The 14901-nt window shown below is 66.7% G+C and carries 12 protein-coding genes; 4 read left to right on the top strand and 8 right to left on the bottom strand.

Annotation, left to right across the window (positions count from 1 at the left end; genetic code table 11):
- Positions 1-413: 413 nt before the first annotated feature.
- Positions 414-1301, top strand: coding sequence for a hypothetical protein (locus tag AC5P9F_RS04950; RefSeq protein WP_138970171.1), 888 nt, complete (start codon positions 414-416; stop codon positions 1299-1301).
- A gap of 56 nt (positions 1302-1357) precedes the next feature.
- Here AC5P9F_RS04950 and AC5P9F_RS04945 read toward each other — a convergent pair whose 3' ends face one another.
- Positions 1358-1765: an ExbD/TolR family protein gene (locus AC5P9F_RS04945; protein WP_024957020.1), complete on the bottom strand. Its 408-nt coding sequence runs from the start codon at positions 1763-1765 to the stop codon at positions 1358-1360.
- 150 nt (positions 1766-1915) lie between these two features.
- Here AC5P9F_RS04945 and AC5P9F_RS04940 point away from each other — a divergent pair, with 150 nt between their 5' ends.
- Positions 1916-3901 (top strand): transglycosylase SLT domain-containing protein, encoded by a 1986-nt coding sequence (locus tag AC5P9F_RS04940; RefSeq protein WP_043034015.1) that lies wholly within the window; start codon positions 1916-1918, stop codon positions 3899-3901.
- A gap of 206 nt (positions 3902-4107) precedes the next feature.
- Positions 4108-5328: a multifunctional CCA addition/repair protein gene (locus tag AC5P9F_RS04935; protein WP_109337677.1), complete on the top strand. Its 1221-nt coding sequence runs from the start codon at positions 4108-4110 to the stop codon at positions 5326-5328.
- A 79-nt stretch (positions 5329-5407) separates the two neighbouring features.
- Here the strand turns inward: AC5P9F_RS04935 and AC5P9F_RS04930 are convergent, their stop codons facing one another.
- The 3 genes from AC5P9F_RS04930 to AC5P9F_RS04920 are packed head-to-tail and all read right to left on the bottom strand — an operon-like array spanning position 5408 to position 7267.
- On the bottom strand, positions 5408-5842 hold the full coding sequence (locus tag AC5P9F_RS04930; protein WP_005411035.1) for an SseB family protein: 435 nt from the start codon (positions 5840-5842) through the stop codon (positions 5408-5410).
- A 49-nt stretch (positions 5843-5891) separates the two neighbouring features.
- Positions 5892-6227, bottom strand: coding sequence for a hypothetical protein (locus AC5P9F_RS04925; RefSeq protein ID WP_043034012.1), 336 nt, complete (start codon positions 6225-6227; stop codon positions 5892-5894).
- Positions 6224-7267, bottom strand: coding sequence for a S41 family peptidase (locus tag AC5P9F_RS04920; RefSeq protein ID WP_049396472.1), 1044 nt, complete (start codon positions 7265-7267; stop codon positions 6224-6226). Before AC5P9F_RS04920 ends, AC5P9F_RS04925 begins: the two co-directional genes overlap by 4 nt.
- Positions 7268-7678: 411 nt before the next feature.
- Between AC5P9F_RS04920 and AC5P9F_RS04915 the strand changes: the two genes are divergently transcribed.
- A complete protein-coding gene (locus AC5P9F_RS04915; RefSeq protein WP_062605636.1) occupies positions 7679-8113 on the top strand; it encodes a hypothetical protein in 435 nt (144 codons plus the stop codon).
- Between the two features lie 209 nt (positions 8114-8322).
- Here AC5P9F_RS04915 and AC5P9F_RS04910 read toward each other — a convergent pair whose 3' ends face one another.
- The 4 genes from AC5P9F_RS04910 to AC5P9F_RS04895 all read right to left on the bottom strand — a co-directional run bounded on the left by AC5P9F_RS04910 (position 8323) and on the right by AC5P9F_RS04895 (position 14895).
- A complete protein-coding gene (locus tag AC5P9F_RS04910) occupies positions 8323-11352 on the bottom strand; it encodes an autotransporter family protein (RefSeq protein ID WP_111189028.1) in 3030 nt (1009 codons plus the stop codon).
- 299 nt (positions 11353-11651) lie between these two features.
- Entirely contained in the window at positions 11652-12719 is a 1068-nt protein-coding gene (locus tag AC5P9F_RS04905; protein WP_043034006.1) for an acyltransferase family protein, read from the bottom strand.
- Entirely contained in the window at positions 12719-13867 is a 1149-nt protein-coding gene (nagA, locus tag AC5P9F_RS04900; protein WP_062605631.1) for an N-acetylglucosamine-6-phosphate deacetylase, read from the bottom strand. Before nagA ends, AC5P9F_RS04905 begins: the two co-directional genes overlap by 1 nt.
- Positions 13867-14895 (bottom strand): SIS domain-containing protein, encoded by a 1029-nt coding sequence (locus AC5P9F_RS04895; protein ID WP_049450606.1) that lies wholly within the window; start codon positions 14893-14895, stop codon positions 13867-13869. The genes nagA and AC5P9F_RS04895 overlap by 1 nt, the downstream gene beginning before the upstream one ends.
- Positions 14896-14901 lie beyond the last annotated feature (6 nt).

The following is a 14901-nucleotide window of genomic DNA, read 5'->3' as shown; positions in this document are numbered from 1 at the left end:
ACAGCCGTTTCCCGGCTTTCCCGCAATTGGACAAGTGCTCTTGCCGATCCGTCCAACGACAATGCGCCTTCGCCATCGGCAGCATGATGATCGCCGTTGCCATCGGTTGACGGTGTCGATCAGATCGCTTTCTAGCTGGAACTCATACCAAGATGGTGAGTAACCCGTAGGGAGGAGCTCTTGCAATGATGGACTGCAGATCGCCGGGATCACCGTGCGAACGTGAGGCACTCAATGTCTGCTCTTTCGGATCCTGCCATCTCGATGACAGAGCTACATGCATCGACTAGCTTGAACCTACGGAGCAAATTCAGACAACATTTAGGAACAGTTTGAAAACTGCTCGTCAAACGGATTTTCGGGGCCGACCAAGGTGAGACTGAGAACCCCAGTCATTCTCATGAGGCTCAATTGTGAAAACAATCACCGTCATGATCCATGTCGCGATTGTCACGGCATTGCTTCTGTCCCCGGCAAGCGAATCGAGAGCGGGGGGCCTGATTGAATGCAACAACTGTGCATCTCCCAAGGATGCAGCCCTGATGTCAGGCTCCGGGTTGGCGGTTGTAATGGACTTCGAAAAAGCCCGACTGAGCGCCTTCGAAGTTGAATATGATCGCGAGATCAGAAAGTGGCGCGCACTTTCGACACCGGTTCCCGCACAGATTCAAATGGCCTTCCTACGAATTCTGGATGCGACGTCAGCCTTTCGAGCGTCACCTGAAGAGGCCCACGCGATGGCAGGAGGCGGATCAGTAGTCGTGCTGCATCCAGACAACCCCGGAAACACCAATGGAGTGAGGTTTCCCGAGTCTTACAAGTCCTCCAATACCTTCGACATCGTCGCCTCAGCCACACTGAGAACCAGACTTGGCCAGTATCTAGCCACAGAACTGGCAGGAGCCAATACGGGAAGCCCAACCTGGAACAGCATTGCGCTCTCGATTCAACAAGCGGCCCTGAACTGGGCAGGTCTCAAAGGTGGCGGATCCATAGCAATAATGATCACATGGCGTGACGGGTCAAAGACGCTTTATCGAGTAACACCCGACAACGTGGCCGAAGCCAAGTATCAGAAGGGCGAAAGTCGCGACAGCACAGGCAACAAGGTTCCTGACGAATCCATCGCCGACCCGATCTCCGCCCCTTCGTACGCCGGACAATACTATTTCGGCCAGCATCGTGACCTGGACAACTGGGTCAGATCCGCACAGATGTATGGAGTCCCCGTCCAGCGCGGAAGCAGCAGCCGCATCTCGTGCAGTTGGGATGGTCGCACAGTCTACTGCCAGCAATACTGACACCCACATCCGCCGCTCATGTCGCAATCTCCCCATGAGCGGCGGTTTAGATAGCCCTACCGCACGAACGCAATGCGCTCCATACCGGTGGCCTCGGCAGCGGCCAGAATCCGCGCCATGCCTTCGTACTCGGCCGCCGGATCGGTGGCGATGCGCAGCTCCGGCAGGTTGCCGGCATGTTCGCCCACCTGTGCCTGCAGGCGCACCTGCAGATCGCCAATGGCCATCGGCTGGCCATTCCAGCTGAGCTGGTTGCCAGCGTCCAGGCTCAGCTCGATCGGCGGTGGCGGTTCGGGGCGATCGATCGTGCGATCGGTGGCCTGTGGCAGCTGCACGGCAATCGGCCGGGCCACGATCGGCGCGGTCACGATGAAGATGATCAACAGCACCAGCATCACATCCACCAGTGGCGTGACATTGATGTCCGCCAGCGGGCCGCTTCTTCCTGCGCTACTGAACGCCATGTGCCGCTCCGTGCAGCCGGGCCGTTCGCCCAAGGCCGACAGTACGTCGCCTTCCGTCACCTGCGGCAGTGCCTGTACGGGTTCGTTCAGCTGTCGTTGCCGACGCCCGGCGTGCACGCAATGCGAAACTGAATTCAGCCAGCCCCCGCTATGCTGGGCGCCATGACCCGACGCTCTTCGACCGCCCTGTCCCTGCTGCCCTTGGCCACCTCGCTGCTGATCGGCTGCGCCAATGCCCAGTCCCTCGACACCCAGAACGCGCAGCTGAAGGCCGCGATCGCTGCCGCCGAACGCGGCCAGTTCGATCCCGGCCAGGCCGCCGCACTCAGCCGCCATCCGGCTTACGGCTGGCTGGAGTACGCCAACCTGCGCCGCAACATCGACACCGTCGATACCGCGCAGGCCCAGGCCTTCCTCAAGCGCTATGACGGCCAGGCCGTGGCCAACACGTTCCGCAGCGTGTGGTTGCCCTCGGTCGCACGCCGCCAGGACTGGCCCACCCTGCTCGCCAACTGGGCGCCCACCGACAACGCAGGCCTGCGCTGTGCGCAGCTGACCGCGCGCCAGGTGACGGGCAAGGTCGATCCGCAGTGGATCAGCGAGGCACAGGACCTGTGGCGCAAGAACGGCAAGTCGCTGCCGGACGGCTGCGACGCGGTATTCGCAGTGCTGCAGGCACAGGGCGGACTGAGTGACGCATTGCGCTGGGAACGCATCGATGCCGCCGCCGACGCCCAGCAGCCGGCCGTGATGCGCAGCGCCGCACGTGGCCTGCCTGCCACCGACCTGGCGCTGGCCAACAATTACGCCGCCTTTGTCGACAAGCCCAATGCCAGCGCATTGAACTGGCCGCGCAACGAGCGCAGCCGGCGCATCGCCACCGACGGCCTGGCCAAGCTGGCCAAGGCCGACCCGGCCGCCACCGAACAGCAGTTGCCGCAGTACGCCCAGGCGCTCGGCCTGAGTGCCGAGCAGCAGGGCCAGGTGCTGTACCAGATCGCGCTGTGGACGGTGGCTTCCTACCTGCCCGATTCGGCACGCCGCCTCAACGCAGTGCCGGAATCGGCGTATGACGAACGCCTGCACGAATGGCGCGTGCGCGAGGCGATGTCGCGCGGTGACTGGCCGGCGGCACTGACCGCGATCCGCAAGATGAGCAGCAAGCAGCGCAGCGACCCGCGCTGGCGCTACTTCGAAGGCCGCATGCTGGAGAAGACCGGCCAGTCCCAGCAGGCGCAGCCGCTGTTCCGCGAGGCCGCGCGCGCACCGACCTTCCACGGCTTCCTGGCTGCCGACAAGCTGCAGCAGGGCTACACCCTGTGCCCCTGGAGGCCGAATGACAGCGCGCAGGCACAGGCGGTGATCGCGCGTGACCCGGCCATCCAGCGCGCGATGGCGCTGTACCAGATCGACCGCACCGGCTGGGCCGTGGCCGAATGGAACAGCGCGCTGTCGCGCTTCGATGACACCCAGCGCCGCCTCGCGGTACGCGTCGCGCAGGACAACGGCTGGTTCGACCGCGCCGTGTTCGCGCTCGGCAAGCAGCCGCAGGAACAGCGCCTGTACGACCTGCGCTTCCCGCTGCACCACGACGCCACCATCCGCCGCGAATCGGCACGCAACGCGATCGATCCGGCCTGGGTGGCGGCGGAAATCCGCGCCGAGAGCACGTTCACCCCGCGTGCGCGCTCGCCTGCAAACGCCATGGGCCTGATGCAGGTGCTGCCGGCCACCGGTGCCGGTGTGGCCAAGTCGATCGGCCTGACCGGCTACGGCGGCGCCGACAGCCTGTACGACCCGGACACCAACATCGCCATCGGCACCGCCTATCTGCGCCAGCTGATGAACAAGTACGACGGCCTGCCGTACGTGACCATCGCCGCCTACAACGCCGGCCCGACCCCGACCGCGCGCTGGCAGAGCCAGCGCCCGGGCTTTGACCCGGACCTGTGGATCGAAACCATCAGCTACAAGGAAACCCGCGAGTACGTGGCGCGCGTGCTGGCCTTCAGCGTGATCTATGACTGGCGCCTCAACGGCGATGCGCTGCCGCTGAGCGACCGCCTGATGGGCCGCCTGGTGGACAAGCGCAAGAACTTCAGCTGCGCCGCCAACGCCGAGCAGGGCGGGGATTGATCGCACTGCGGTAGTGCCGGCCGCTGGTCGGCATTCCCCGGTATCCACGCCCTGGGGAGTGAAACGATGAGCCTGCTGGCCTGGATCAGGCTGGCCGCTGTATCGGTAGTGCCGGCCGCTGGCCGGCAGCTTCGGGGTGACTGCGGTTGCCGGCCAGCGGCCGGCACCACCGGTGCATCTGCGCCGGGCATGCGATGATTCCAGCCATGAAGATCTATCTTGTCGGCGGCGCCGTACGTGACCGCCTGCTGCAGCGCCCCGCCGGCGACCACGACTGGGTGGTCGTTGGCGCCACGCCCGCGCAGATGGAAGCGCAGGGCTACACCGCGGTCGGCCGCGATTTCCCGGTATTCCTGCATCCAAAGACCGGTGAGGAGTACGCACTGGCGCGCACCGAACGCAAATCCGGCCGCGGCTATCGCGGCTTTGTGGTCGATGCCGACCCGGGAGTGACGCTGGAAGAAGACCTGCAGCGCCGCGACTTCACCATCAATGCGATTGCCTGCGACGAAGACAGCGGGGCGCTGGTCGATCCTTACGGCGGCGTGCGTGATATCGAGCAGCGCGTGCTGCGCCATGTCGGCCCTGCGTTCGTGGAAGATCCGTTGCGCGTGCTGCGCGCGGCGCGCTTCATGGCGCGCTTCGCGCCGCTGGGCTTCACCGTTGCGCCGGAAACGATGGATCTGATGCGCGAGATCGCCGCCAGTGGCGAACTGGACGCGCTGGTGCCGGAACGCGTCTGGCAGGAACTGCGCAAGGCGCTGGTCAGTGAGCGGCCCTCCGCCTTCCTGCGCACGCTGCACGATGCACATGCACTGGGCCCGATCCTGCCCGAGCTGGAAGCGCTGTATGGCGTGCCGCAGCGTGCCGAATTCCACCCGGAAGTCGATACCGGCATCCACCAGGAAATGGTCAGCGACATGGCGGCGAAGCTGGCCCCCGGCGATGACCTGGTCGGCTTTGCCGCGCTTACCCACGATCTCGGCAAGGGCCTGACCCCGCCGGAGGAGTGGCCGCGCCACATCATGCACGAACAGCGCGGCATCCAACCGCTGAAGGCACTGTGCGCGCGGTTGAAGATTCCTGCCGAACACCAGCAGCTGGCTGAAGCGGTGTGCCGCGAGCATTTGAACGTGCACCGCATCGATGAACTGCGCGATGCCACCGTGCTGGAACTGCTGGGCCGCTGTGATGCGCTGCGCCGGCCGGAGCGTGTGGCCCGCATCGCACTGTGCTGCGAGGCCGACAAACGCGGCCGGCTCGGCTTCGAGGACGCCGACTACCCGCAGGGCGAAACGCTCAAGCGCCTGCACCAGGCGGCACTGTCAGTACAGGCGCGGGACCTTGATACCACCAATCTGAAGGGCCCGGCCATCGGTGAAGCGTTGGCCAAGGCGCGCGTAAAAGCCATCGCCGCCGCCCGCTGATCCGCAACCGCCGTGGCGGCCGCGCACCGACTCCCATGGGTAGTGCCGGCCGCTGGCCGGCAACCCTATATCGCTGGCTTCAATGCGCCATCCCGCGGGTGATCGCCGCGGCGCGCTGCTTCAGCTGGGCCACGGCATCGGGAATCATCTCCATGCCCACGTCCAGGCCGGGGTTCAGCACCAGGCCGACGCCGTCGCCGATCCCGGCCAGCAGCGCGTGCACCGCGATCGGCATGGCATGCGCGAACTGCGGCAGCTGCTCGTGCCACAGGCCCGCGCGCTCGGGCGCGGTGAACACCGCGAACATCGGCTCGCCGCTCTCGCTGGTCAGCACCAGCGGCGAGATGCTCTCGTCCCAGGCACCGTCTTCGCCGATGGCCTTGTCCAGCAGCACGAACGCCGTCGAGGTCAGCAGGCCATCGAGGAACTGCGATGCGGTCAGCGTGCCGTCCTGGGCCTGCAGAAGGCGCACCTCGAGGTCGTTGAGGGGTTCGAACGGGGTGTCGTGGTCCATGGTCGGTTCCGGTACGTGGTTGCAGGGCAGACTTTAACAGGCCCGCTCCTCAACCGAGGAATCCGTGCCGCCACAGCCAGCCCAGCGCGGCCAGCCCGGCCACGCCGACCAGCATCAACGGCAGGCCGAAGCGGTGCCGCCACGGGATCGGCACCCCGCCCAGCTGCTGGTCCATGGTCTCGGTATCCAGCACCCAGCCGTGCCCGCACCGGGTGCAGGCCAGCTCGTAGCGGCGCTGGTAGGTGAGGCCAAACAGCAGGTCGATGCGCGCCATTTTGTAGCGCAGTTGCGGGGCGAACTCGGTTTCCGTCTGGCAGCGCAGGCAATGGTGGGCTTCGGTTGGGCCGACCACCACCACCCGCTCCTGCTGGCCGATCAGGATCATGGATCAGCGGCCTGGCAGGCGGGTTGGGCCAGCAGCCAGGCTTCGGCGGCGGCCAAAGTGGCGGCATCACCCTCGATATGCTGGTCGGGCTCGATCTTCAAGCCATCACCACGATCATTGCGGTCGCGCATCACGGTGGTGGTCAGCAGCAGGCGACTGCCATCGGCAAGCGTCTGCACGACATTGCCAGTGGAGACACCCGCAGTGGGCTGACCGAAACTCCGCGTCTGCGGACGACCACGCCACGCCAGCACCGAGGCCTCGCCCGAACTGCCGGTGCGCGGCCCGAACAGCACCGCCACCGGCGCGCCGGGCTGCCGCAGCACATAGCCGGACTGGCCGAAGTCCAGCACCGACTTGCCTGCACGCTGCACGGCGGTCGCGGTCAACGTCCAGCGCTCCGGCCCCTGTGCAGTTTCGAACGACCCCACATCTTCGTTGTTCACTACCGAGGTGCGCAGCAGCGGTGCCATGCCCAGCAGCATCGGCCACATGTTGCCACCGCTGTTGTCACGCAGGTCGACGATCCAGCCACAGCGCGCGCCGTCGTCCTTGCTGCGGATGACCTGCTGCCACCGCGCGGCACGCTGGATGTCCTGGCGGAACTTTTCCTGCGGCGTCGCGCCCGGCGTGGAGGCATAGCCCTCGATGACCACCCAGCCGATGCGCATATCCACCGCATCGGCCGCCTTGGCCCGGTCCACGGCGGCGGCGCCGGCCTGCTGCGCGCGCGCAAGGGATTCGCTCTGGCGCTGGGTCGTCGTCCATCCGCCATGATTGCCCGTGCTGACCGCAATGGCTTCGCGCAGAACGGCCAGCCGTTGCGCCGGGTCGCCCTGCGCCGATTGCAGGCGTACGCGGGTGGCGGCCCAGTCCACCCGATCGCGATACAGCGCCTGGCGTTCAAGCAGATTGAGGATCTCGGCCTGGGCCTCCGGCGAGGGCACCTCGACCGCGCCTGGCGTATCGGCCATGGCGCCGGTCGCCAGCAACACGAGCATCAGCGCGCCGATGCGACGCACTCCCTTGCGAACCTGCATGTGACGTTTCCTTGTCGTTGAGGCAGGCGCACAGCATAGCCCGCAGGTGATGGCTTTCGCCATGCGCGAACTGTCGTATCTGGCCCCGCCGCGGGTTGCAGCAAGACAGCGTGCACGCGATCAGTAAATTGCAACTTTGCCCATGTCATTGCCACGTAGAACGCGAGAAGGTTGCCTCCGTCGGCGCCTCCTGCGCTGGCCGGGATTGGCGTCCTGAATCAAACATCGAAACGATCGAGTTGCCGCCTCAGCGGCAATCGCGACAATGCACCGGCTTGCCCATGGCGGGCGGTGCGTGGGGATCCTCGTGATCCGTCGGCTTTTTTTCGTTTCGATTTTGACCGGCACGCCAACCCGCACCGCCCGCCACCTTGCACGCCGCAGGTGGCCTTGCCTCGTGAGGTTGCCGCCATGAACACGCCCCACCCCACCTATCCACGCCTGCAGGCATTGCTCGGCGCTGCACTGCCCGGCCTGCAGCTGCCCACTACCGCCGCCGAAGCGTTGGAAGATGCACTCGCCGAAGCCAACGAACAGGCGCCGCCCTCCGCATTCTTCGCGCGGTTGCGCGGCATCGCTCACAGCCACGCAGCCGACGGCCAGGCGTGGCGCGAGCGGCAACTCAGCGAGGGGCGCGGTCGGGAACTGGCCGAGGCGACGCGTTGCCTGGCGGCGTTGTCTGCGTGCGGCGGGGTACTGCTGGCTGCACAGTCTGCGCGCGAGACGGACGATGCGCAGGCGCAGTGTCCGCCGCAGGTGGAGGAAGGCCTGCTGCATGCAATGGTGGTGTTGGCCGATCATGCCGGCGCGCTGGTGGAAACGGATGCGTGCGCACCGCTGCTGTAGAGCCGAGCCGTTGCTGGGCTGCGCGGAGGTCATGGCATCGGTGGGATTCGTGCCGACCAAGGTCGGCACCTACCAGAGCAGGTCATGGCAGTGGAAAGCATCGTGCCGACCAAGGTCGGCACCCACCAGAGCGGATCATGGCGTCGATTGGCCCTGTGTCGACCAAGGCCGACACCCACCAGAGCGGGTCATGACACCCGTACCGCGCGCTACCAGTCCGCGCGCAGGCCGATGTTGCCTTCGATGATGCGGCGCTTCTCGTTGCGGTCGCCACCCAGTTCACGGGTGTAGTCGGCCACCGCGTACGCGCTGATGGTGCGGTTGAAGCGCCCTACCGCGCCGACACCGGCTTCGAGTGCACGCGAGCGCTGCGAATTGAAGATCACGTCATCGTCGAAGCGGATACGGTCTTCGCCGGAACGGCCGTGCCAGTAGTTGAGCTTGAAGTACGGCTGCCAGCCGTTGTCGGCCAGCTGATAGTCGCCGGCAAGGCGCAGGCCGACGCGGCCGGTCCAGGCGTTGTCGTTGTCGAAGCGTACGCTCGACACCGCATCGCGGCGGTCGTCCAGCGAGGTGCGTTGCCAGATCACCTGCACCTGCGGTTCCAGCCACCATGCGGACTGACCGAAGTGCAGCAGCGGTTTGCCCGCCTCCACCGACACGCTGGTGCCATCACCCTTGATCCCGAAGCCGAGCCCGCGCGAGGAACGCACGCGGCCGTCGTAGCGGCTCTGCATCGCCACGGCGTCGATGTAGCCGCCACTGCTGTCGGTGAAGGTCCAGTACAGGCCCACGTGCTTGTCGTCCAGGCGGTTCTGGCCTACCTGCACGTTCTCCCAGCCCAGTGCCAGGCCGGTGGTCTTGCCCTGCGCGCGGGTGCGGCCGACGAACACGCCGATCTGGTTGCGGTGGTTGTCAGAAGCAGCAGCCCACACGTCGAGGCCGGCCTGCAGGCCCATCACATCGCCATCGAAGCCGGGCTGCGAATCGCCCTTCCAGTGGATCTCGCTGCTCTGCCCCACCAGACGGCCCCAGGCGGTGCGGAACGCACCCTGGCTGTACAGCAGGCGCTGCTCGCCCTGCCGCTCGTGGAAGGTACCCAGGCTGGCCAGCGAGGTCTCGCGCAGCAGCGGCGGCACCACGGCATAGGCAGCAGTCTCCACGCGGTACAGCGGCACCACCGCGCCTTCGGCGGGGCGTGCGCCCGGCGTCGGCGGCGCACCGGTTCCGGGCAGCGCACCGCCGGCCACCGGCACGTCCGGTACCGCTGGATCACTGGGCGGCGCCACAGGCGCCGGTTCCGGTGGCGGCGGCGGTGGTGCGGTCTCGCCGGCTGTCAGGTCTGGATCGGGGGCGCCTTCGGGCGGCGGCGGCGGTGCCGGGGTGATCGGTGGCGGTGGTGCGACAGGTGGCGTCGGCGGCGGCGGCACGCCATTGATACCGCTCCCGTTTGGCGCTGGTGCCGGGCCGGCCACCAGGGTCGAGCGCAGGTACCAGTTCTCGCTGGTACCGGCACTGACACCACCCTTGAACAGGAAGTACTCGTAGGCGCCAGCCGCCACCGGCGCGAACAGCGAGAACGCACCCGGCGCGGTGCGGCCACCATTCAAGGCCTGCACCACCAGGATGCCATCGGCCAACGTGGCAGCGCCGCTGCCGCCGGCATTGAGCACGCCGATGCCGGTCGTGCCGGTGACGGCACCACCATCGATCACCAGGCGGTCGCTGGTTGAATTATCCGCCCCCAGAACGGTGCGCAGGTACAGACCACCACCGTCACCGCGGTAGTTGCCACGCACGGTGAACACGTCGCCGGCGCCAGTACCGGTCAGGTCGATGCGCCCGGCATTGACCATCTCCACCAGTGCACCACTGTTGAACGGACGGATGGCATGGCCGCCACTGCCTGCATAGACGGTGCTGGTGTCATCCACCGTGAGCGTTCCGGTGCCGGTACTGCTGTCACCCAGCACCAGATCGCCATCAAAGGTCAGCTCGGTGCTGTTGGCCAGGCTGATCGCCTCCCAGTTCTGGAAGCGGCCCACGCCCGTGGTCTTGACGTTGTTGAAGTTGAGCTGGTCGATGCCACTGCCGCCGTCGAACAGCGGCACCGCACCGAGGTTGCCCTGGTTGAGGCTGCTGAGGTTGGCCACGTCGTTGTCCGGCCCCATGTCGATCGCGCCGTAGACGATGCCACCGCCACTCCAGTTGAAGGTGTCGCTGCCGGTACTGAGCAGCACCTGCCCGCGCACGGTGCCGTCGGTGATGGTCACGCTGTCGTTGCCGCCACTGACACTGATGTTGCCGCCGATGTAGGCCGTGCCCGAGATGATGATGGTATCGGTGTCGAAGCCGGTCACCACGTTGCCGTCCACCGTACCGCCAGACTGGTCCCACAGGTTCTTGTCCAGCTTCATGTTGACGCGGCCGATGCGGCCAGCGGTCATCCAGGCCTGGTCGCCATCTTCGAACGCGCCGATGATGCGGCCACCGCTCATGCGGAAGGTATCGATGTTGTCGCCCTGCTGCAGCGCGCCTATCGTGCCGCCACTCATGATGAAATCATCGCGGCCACTGCCCTGCGCCACCACGCCGGTGACGGCGCCGCCGGTGACGGTCATCTGGTCATCGCCGCCGCCCTGGTCGACGCTGTCGATCGTGCCATCGCTGAGCAGCAGCACATCGTTTCCATCGCCCTGCAGGATGCCGCCGCTGATGCTGCCGCTCTGCATCTCGAGGCGATCATTGCCCGCATCGAACTGTACGCCGGTGCGCCCGCTGATCGTTCCTCGATTGACCAGCACGCTGTCGCCCGCACCGACGAACTGCAGGGCGGTGTTGTTGCCGGTGCTGATGCTGCCGGTGTTGTCGACGCGGCTGCCACCCCCAAGCTGCACGGTTACACCGCCGACCGAACTGATCGCGCCCTGGTTTGACAGCAGGTGACCACCGGCGCCGACCAGCGCGATGGCCGATCCACCACCACTCTGCTGCAGCTGTGCACCGGCGGCGACATTGACGGTGATGCCGGCCGCACCATTTGCGGTAACGGGAGTGGTCTGCGGATTCGGCGCGTTGGTATCACAGGTGACCGTCTGGCCGGCAGTCGGTGCCGGGCTGTTGCAGCCGGCCCAGGCAACGCTGGCGGTCGTCAGAAGCAGGGAGGGAACGGCGAGGGCCTGCAACACGGAAACAGCAAGGCGGCGCGGACGGAACGCACGCGGAACGGCACGGTACATGGGGCACTCCTGGGCGGGCAATCAGGAACTGCGTATGTGCGGCACGGCGCTTGCAGTCTGCCGTGTGGTGAACCATTTCGATAGGTGAACTTGCGTGCGGGAAATCACAGTTCAGATGTGAAATCGCCCAGCCCTCACGCCGATGTGATGTGGCTGAAATCGTTCATTTTTTCCGGCATCCGGAATCACGCGCAAAGCATCCATGCATGGCGTGGATCTACTGATCCTGGATCGCCAATCGATTCGCTCATGGCACCTGGTAAATCTACGTCATGCCTGGATGCCGTTGGCGGATGGGGTCAGATCTTCAGGTAGATCTTCCGCTTATCCAGCCACCACGCCACGCCCCACCACAGTGCGACGAACACCAGCGCCTGCAGCATCGACGCCAGCTCCAGCGCCTGCGGCATCGCGGTGGCCAGCTGCTGCCAGATCCACCCCCAGATCCCGGTGGCCATCAGCACCACCGACATCACCGATGCCCCCAGGTACGCGGTGATCGCATTGACCCCGAAGCGCCGGCCGAGTGCCGGCCAACCCTTCTGGTCGATCAGCACGTGGCCCAGCCACAGCGCCAGCGCGGCCAGGCCGCCGGTCCACAGCACGTAGCTGGGCGTCCACAGCTGCTTGTTCAACGGCAGAACCACGGCCAGCAGCAGGCCCAGCACAGCGGTCGCCATGCCCAGCCCTGCCAATGCCGCCGAACGCCCGTTGCGCAGCAGGCCACCGGCAAGCAGGCCGAGCACGGTACTGGCCAGCGCCCCCAGCGTGCTCAGCAATCCTTCCGGGTCATGGCCCAGTCCGGTATCGGCATGCCACTGGTAGATCCACGGTGCGAACAGCGCGGTATCCAGGCGGCTGGCCGGGTTGGTCCACGGCGCCAGGTCGCCGATGCCCAGCAGCAACACGGTGTACCCCACCAGCAGCGCGATCAAAGCGCCCACCTGCACGCGTGGTCGCGCGTAGACCGCCAGTACGCCCACCAACGCCGCACACACCGCGATGCGTTGCAGCACGCCCCAGATGCGGAAGTGATGCGTATCCAGTGCCCACCAGATCAGCAGGTGCAGCAGCGCACCGGCCATCAGGATGCGCAGCGCGCGCTCCAGCACGCCGCGCGCCAACGCGGGTCGCGCCGCCGCATCCTGCGCGCGCGGTGCCACGCTGAAGGCCATCGACACGCCCACCAGGAACAGGAAGAACGGGAACACCAGGTCGGTGGGCGTGCAGCCATGCCATTCCGAGTGACGCAGCGGCGCGAACACCGCACTCCAGTCGCCCGGATTGTTGACCAGCAGCATCGCCGCCACGGTGATGCCGCGCAGGGCATCGATCGAGCCCAGCCGGCGTGGCGGCGAACTGTTCATCAGGCGGCCTCGTACTGTCCGGCAATCCAGGTACCACGCACCTGCAGGGCGTCGTCCAGCAGCACCAGGTCGGCCTGGTACCCCTCGGCGATGTGGCCCAGGCGATCATCGACATTGAGGAACTGCGCTGGGTACGTCGATGCCATGCGCGCCGCTTCGGCCAGCGGCTGGCCAAGCAGCTGCACGGTGTTGCGCACCGCGGTGGCCATGTCCAGCGCCGAGCCGGCCAGCGAACCGGCAGCATTGCGCACCACGCCGTCGACGGCGGTAATGGTTTCGCCGTACAGCACGTAGCTGGGATCGTCGGCACCGACCGGCGGCATCGCATCGGTCACCAGCAGCAGGCGGCCTCGCGGCTTGGCCGCCAGCGCCACGCGCAGGCTGGCGGGGTGCACGTGAACGCCATCAACGATGATGCCGATCCAGCTGTCGCGGTCCTCCAATGCGGCGCCCACCGCACCGGGCTCACGGCCCTGCAGCGGCGACATCGCGTTGTACAGGTGGGTGAAGCCACGCACACCGGCATCCAGGCCGGCACGGATCTCTTCGTAGGTACCTGCGGTGTGCCCGGCGGCAACGATCACGCCACGCTCGACCAGCGCACGGATGGTCTCCAGCGGCACGCGCTCCGGCGCCAGCGTCAGCACGGTCACACCGTTGTCCAGCGATGCCGCCAGCGCGATTTCTCCCTCGTCCGGCACGCGGAACTTGCTGGCATCGTGCGTGCCCTTGCGCGCCGGTGCGATGTACGGGCCTTCCAGGTGGATGCCGATCACGCCTGGTACACCCTGCGTGATCGCCTCGCGCATCGCAGCGATCGCTTCGCGCATCACTGCCACGTCATCACTGATCAGGGTCGGCAGCATCGCCGTGGTGCCGAAACGGCGGTGCGCCTGCGCGATGGTGCGCAGTGCCGCCACGTCCGGCGTGTTGTTGAACAGTGCACCACCGCCACCATTGACCTGCACATCGATGAAGCCGGGCAGCAGCCAGCCGCCACCCAGGTCCACCTGCTCGGCGGCATGGCCGAGCTGCGGTGCGGCGTCGGGCAACAGCGCGCTGATGCGACCGTTCTCGATCACCAGCGCCAGATCATCACGGAAGTCGTCGCCCGCCAGGATGCGGGCATTGCGCAGGACGGTCGCCATTACACGGTCTCCGTCACCTTGTTCAGGTGCGGCGGCAGGTCCGGGTTGAAGCCACGACGCAGCGCCAGCGCATTGATCGCGCGGTAGAAGCTCTGCACGGTCAGCAGCGGTGCGCACAGCGGGTGCGGCGCAGCAGCCACCGGCAGGTTGCCGCCAGCACCGGCCATCCATACCTGTGCGCCACGCGCGGTGAATTCCTCGACGACGGCACGGGTGCCGGCGCCGGTTTCATCCGGCTGGGCAAAGGCCAGCACCGGGAAGCCGCGGTCGACCAGCGCCATCGGGCCGTGCTTCACTTCAGCCGAGCTGTAGGCTTCGGCATGCAGGCTGCAGGTTTCCTTGAACTTCAGCGCCGCTTCCTGCGCCGCCCCCAGGCCCAGGCCACGGCCGAGCACGAACAGGTTGGTGGCCTCGACCAGGCCTTCGGTCACCGCGCTCCAGTCGCACTGCCACGCCTCACGCAACGCGTCGGGCAGCAGGTCCAGCGCAGCGCGCAGGCTGCTGTCCTGCTTCCAGTACGCGGCCAGCTGCAGCAGCGCGGCCAGCGACGCCAGGTAGCTCTTGGTCGCCGCCACGCTCTTTTCGGCACCCGCGTGGAGCGGAATGACCGTATCGGCCAGCTGCGCCAGCGGTGAATCCTCGACGTTGACCAGCGCGATCACGCGCGCACCGGCCGCCTTGGCGGCCTCGGCGTTGCGCAGCAGGTCCGGGCTCTTGCCCGACTGCGAGATGACGATGAACAGTGCGCCGCGCAGCTGCAATGGTGCGGCGTAGACCGACCCCACCGATGGCGAGGCCGACGCGACCACCAGGCCCAGCTGGGTTTCCAGCAGATACTTGCCATAGGTGGCGGCGTGGTCGGAGCTGCCGCGTGCACAGGTGACCACGAACGGCGGCGGTTCAGCACGCAGGCTGGCGGCCAGGGTTTCCATGGTGGCGTGGTTGCGCGAGAACTGGCGCGCGACCACGTCGGCCGCTTCAGCGGCCTCGGCGAACATCAGGGTGGACGTGGGGTCTGACAGCGACATGGCAGG

It is taken from the genome of Stenotrophomonas sp. YJH_SMC_4, from assembly GCF_059371575.1.
Note: the sequence above shows the minus strand (reverse complement) of the source record. Positions and strands in the feature narration are given on the sequence as shown.

Excerpts from the sequence above, each read along its gene's own strand:
- AC5P9F_RS04910 (WP_111189028.1), bottom strand. The coding sequence starts at position 11,352 with ATGTACCGTGCCGTTCCGCGTGCGTTCCGTCCGCGCCGCCTTGCTGTT.
- nagA (WP_062605631.1), bottom strand. The coding sequence starts at position 13,867 with ATGGCGACCGTCCTGCGCAATGCCCGCATCCTGGCGGGCGACGACTTC.
- AC5P9F_RS04895 (WP_049450606.1), bottom strand. The coding sequence starts at position 14,895 with ATGTCGCTGTCAGACCCCACGTCCACCCTGATGTTCGCCGAGGCCGCT.
- AC5P9F_RS04940 (WP_043034015.1), top strand. The coding sequence starts at position 1,916 with ATGCTGGGCGCCATGACCCGACGCTCTTCGACCGCCCTGTCCCTGCTG.
- AC5P9F_RS04920 (WP_049396472.1), bottom strand. The coding sequence starts at position 7,267 with ATGCAGGTTCGCAAGGGAGTGCGTCGCATCGGCGCGCTGATGCTCGTG.
- AC5P9F_RS04925 (WP_043034012.1), bottom strand. The coding sequence starts at position 6,227 with ATGATCCTGATCGGCCAGCAGGAGCGGGTGGTGGTGGTCGGCCCAACC.
- AC5P9F_RS04930 (WP_005411035.1), bottom strand. The coding sequence starts at position 5,842 with ATGGACCACGACACCCCGTTCGAACCCCTCAACGACCTCGAGGTGCGC.
- AC5P9F_RS04905 (WP_043034006.1), bottom strand. The coding sequence starts at position 12,719 with ATGAACAGTTCGCCGCCACGCCGGCTGGGCTCGATCGATGCCCTGCGC.
- AC5P9F_RS04915 (WP_062605636.1), top strand. The coding sequence starts at position 7,679 with ATGAACACGCCCCACCCCACCTATCCACGCCTGCAGGCATTGCTCGGC.
- AC5P9F_RS04935 (WP_109337677.1), top strand. The coding sequence starts at position 4,108 with ATGAAGATCTATCTTGTCGGCGGCGCCGTACGTGACCGCCTGCTGCAG.
- AC5P9F_RS04945 (WP_024957020.1), bottom strand. The coding sequence starts at position 1,765 with ATGGCGTTCAGTAGCGCAGGAAGAAGCGGCCCGCTGGCGGACATCAAT.